The 2,983-nt window shown below is 70.9% G+C and carries 3 protein-coding genes; all 3 read right to left on the bottom strand.

The features are described 5' to 3' along the window. On the bottom strand, positions 1 to 819 hold an 819-nt coding region (locus tag AB0M20_RS35425), incomplete at its 3' end, for an amidohydrolase family protein (RefSeq protein ID WP_364304883.1). After that, positions 816 to 1,781 carry an aldo/keto reductase gene (locus AB0M20_RS35420; protein WP_364304881.1) on the bottom strand — a complete coding sequence of 322 codons (966 nt, stop codon included), beginning with the start codon at positions 1,779 to 1,781 and terminating at the stop codon, positions 816 to 818. The genes AB0M20_RS35420 and AB0M20_RS35425, both read right to left, overlap by 4 nt. 268 nt (positions 1,782 to 2,049) lie before the next feature. Continuing rightward, positions 2,050 to 2,983 (bottom strand): LacI family DNA-binding transcriptional regulator (locus tag AB0M20_RS35415; protein WP_364304879.1); only part of this gene is annotated, 934 nt, incomplete at its 5' end.

Here is a 2,983-nt window from a genome sequence, read left to right as displayed (position 1 = left end):
GCGCCAGACCAGATAGCCATCCGCGGCCGGCCGGTCGGCGAGTGCCGAGCGGACCGCCGCCACCCAACCGCCGTACCGGGTGGCGAGGGTGGCGACCGGCCAGTCGCTGCCGAACATGCAGCGTTCCGGCCCGAACTCGGTCAAGGCATGCCGCAGGTACGGCAGCACGTCGGACGGCGACCAGCGCGCCCAGTCCGCCTCCGTGGTCAGGCCCGAAAGCTTGCAGGCCACGTTCGAAGCCGCCGCCAGCCGCCGGATCGCCTCGGCCCAGGACTCCCATTCCCCCGCACGCACGTCCGGCTTACCCAGGTGATCCAGCACGAAGGTGACCTCGGGAACCTGCGAGACCAGCGCGATGACGTCCGGGAGCTGTTGATGGCGCACGCACAGGTCGGCGGTGAAGCCGTACTCGGCGAGCAGCCGGACGCCGGCGACGTACCCCGCTTCAGCCGCGAAGCCGCGCGGCTCATCCTGCGTGTTGCGGCGCACGCCGCGCACCAGGCGGGAGCGAGAAAGCCGGCGCAGGTCGGTCGTCACGCCGGCACCGCGCTCCAGCGGCACCTGAGCCACGACCGCGGCCAGCAGCGGCCACGCCGACGCGATCTCCTCGATCCACTCGACCTCCGCCGCGGCCTGGTCGCCGATGCAGTCCGCCTCGACGAGCACGGCCGCGGACAGCACCTGGCCGTCGGTGTCGAGATCAAGCGGGCCGAACGTCCGCCGCAAGGCCGGGAATCGGGCCAGCCACGGGTACTCGAAACGCCGCGGATCCCACAGATGGACGTGTGTGTCGATCAATGGCCCCGGTTCGCCGCTCACGCCGGCTCCCCATCGGGCGGCGGCGAAGTGTCCGCGTTCTCCGGGCGGCCGCTGGGCCACGGGCGGTCGCGGACCGGAGCCAGGAGCCGATCGACTTCGGCCAGTTGTTCGTCGTCGATCGGGTCCAGCGCCCACGAGATGGCGCGCCTGACCTCGGACTCGTCGGCCATTCCGACGAACGTGCTCACGAAGCCGGGATGGGCGGTGGCGAACTGAATGGCCAGCCGCTCGATCTGCAAGCCACGCGCCTCGCACCACTCGGCCGCCGCCGCGCACCGCCGCAGCATGTCGGCCGGAGCAGGGTGCCAGGGCGGGGCGCCCCGGCGGGTGAGGGCGCCCATCGCCAGCGGCGATGCGTTGAAGACGGCGACTCCGGCATCGCGGAAGGACGGAAGAAAGCGGGTCAGGCCGCGGTCGAGCAGCGTGTACCGGCAGTAGGACAGCACACTGTCGACAGCCGCGCCGCGGGCGACCCGTTCGAGTGCCGCCAGTGGGTACCCGGTGACACCGATGTGCCGCACCTTGCCCGCCGTTCGCAGCTCGTCCAGAGCGGGAATCGTCTCGTCGACGATCCGGTCCAGATCGCCGAATTCGATGTCATGCACCTGGATGAGATCGATGTACTCGGCACCCAGCCGGCCAAGGCTTTCATCAACGCTGCGACGGACCCGCTCGGCGCTGAAGTCGAACGCGTCCAGACCGTACCGGCCCACCTTGGTGGCCAGAAGGTAGCTCTCGCGGTCGACGCCGGCGAGAGCCTTGCCGAGGACCGTCTCGGCCCGGGTGGCCCCGTAGTAGGGAGCCACATCGACGATGTTGACTCCCATGTCGAGGGCGGTACGGACCGCACGGGTGGCGCTTCCGAGGTCCACCGGCCCGTACACGTCACCCAACGGGGCTGCTCCGAGACCGACCATCGACACCGGCAGCCGGGCGCCCGCCCACTCGCGGTATCGCATCATCGGCTCCTCACGCCGGCCGGCGCCGGCAGCCCACCCCGGATCAGGACCATCCGCACCGCATCACGGCGACGGCATCAAATTGATCTGATGAAAGGCATGCTTCCACGGCGCATCCGGCCTGTAAAGCCATGCCCGATCCGCAATCGTGCGCTGCGCTTCTGGCTGGGATTAGTTTGTGCGTAAACGGCTTGAGGAAGCTCGAGCCTCGTGATGACGCCTGGCGGCCGATCTTGTCAAGTCGGCCCGCGCTCGCTAGACATCAGATGAATCAGGCGGAGCCGCGTAGCACCAGGCGGGTGTTGAGCACGATCTCGCAGGAGTCCGGCTCGGCTCCGTCGATCTTGGTGAGCAGGAGCCGGACCATCTCCCGGCCCATCTCCTCGATCGGCTGGTGCACGGTGGTCAGCGGCGGGTCGGTGTGCCGGGCGATCACCGAGTCGTCGAAGCCGATCACCGCCACGTCCGCCGGCACCCGCAACCCGCGCGAGCGCAGCACCCGGACCGCGCCGGCCGCCATCATGTCCGAGGCGGCGAAGACCGCGTCCAGGTCGGGGTGCCGGTCGAGCAGCCAGGCCATCGCCGCGGCGCCGCTCTCCTCGCTGAAGTCGCCGTGCGCCACCACGCCCGCGCCGCCGAGCACATCGCGATAGCCGTCCAGCCGGGCGACGCCCGGCGGCATGTCGAGCGGGCCGGCGATCGCCGCGATCCGGCGCCGGCCCGACCGGGTCAGATGCTCGACCGCCGCCCGGGCGCCGCCGCGGTTGTCCGCGTCCACGTAGCAGTGCTCGGCGCCGGCCGTGATCGGGCGGCCCGCGCGCACGGTGGCCACGCCGCGGTCCTCAAGCTTGGCCGGCAGGTCGTCGCCGTGCAGCGAGAGCAGCAGCGCGCCGTCCACGTGCTGGCGGGTCAGGAAGCCCTCGACGCGATTCCGCTCCTCGGCCGACTGGGCGATCATCAGCAGCAGCTGCAGGTTGCGGCCGACCAGGGCGGACGAGATCGACTGCACGATCCGGCCGAAGAACGGCTCGGCGAAGAACCGCTCCCCGGACTCGAAGATGACCAGGGCGATGGAGTCGGTCCGCTGGGTGACCAGCGTCCGGGCGGCACGGTTCGGCACGTAGCCCAGCTCCGCGATCGCGCTCTCGTCCGCCCTGGTCGGCCGCAACCTGCAGCTGCTGCTGATGATCGCCCAGTCGGCCGAG

This window comes from Actinoplanes sp. NPDC051633 (assembly GCF_040681735.1).
Lineage (GTDB): Bacteria > Actinomycetota > Actinomycetes > Mycobacteriales > Micromonosporaceae > Actinoplanes.
Note: the sequence above shows the minus strand (reverse complement) of the source record. Positions and strands in the feature narration are given on the sequence as shown.

Excerpts from the sequence above, each read along its gene's own strand:
- AB0M20_RS35420 (WP_364304881.1), bottom strand. The coding sequence starts at position 1,781 with ATGATGCGATACCGCGAGTGGGCGGGCGCCCGGCTGCCGGTGTCGATG.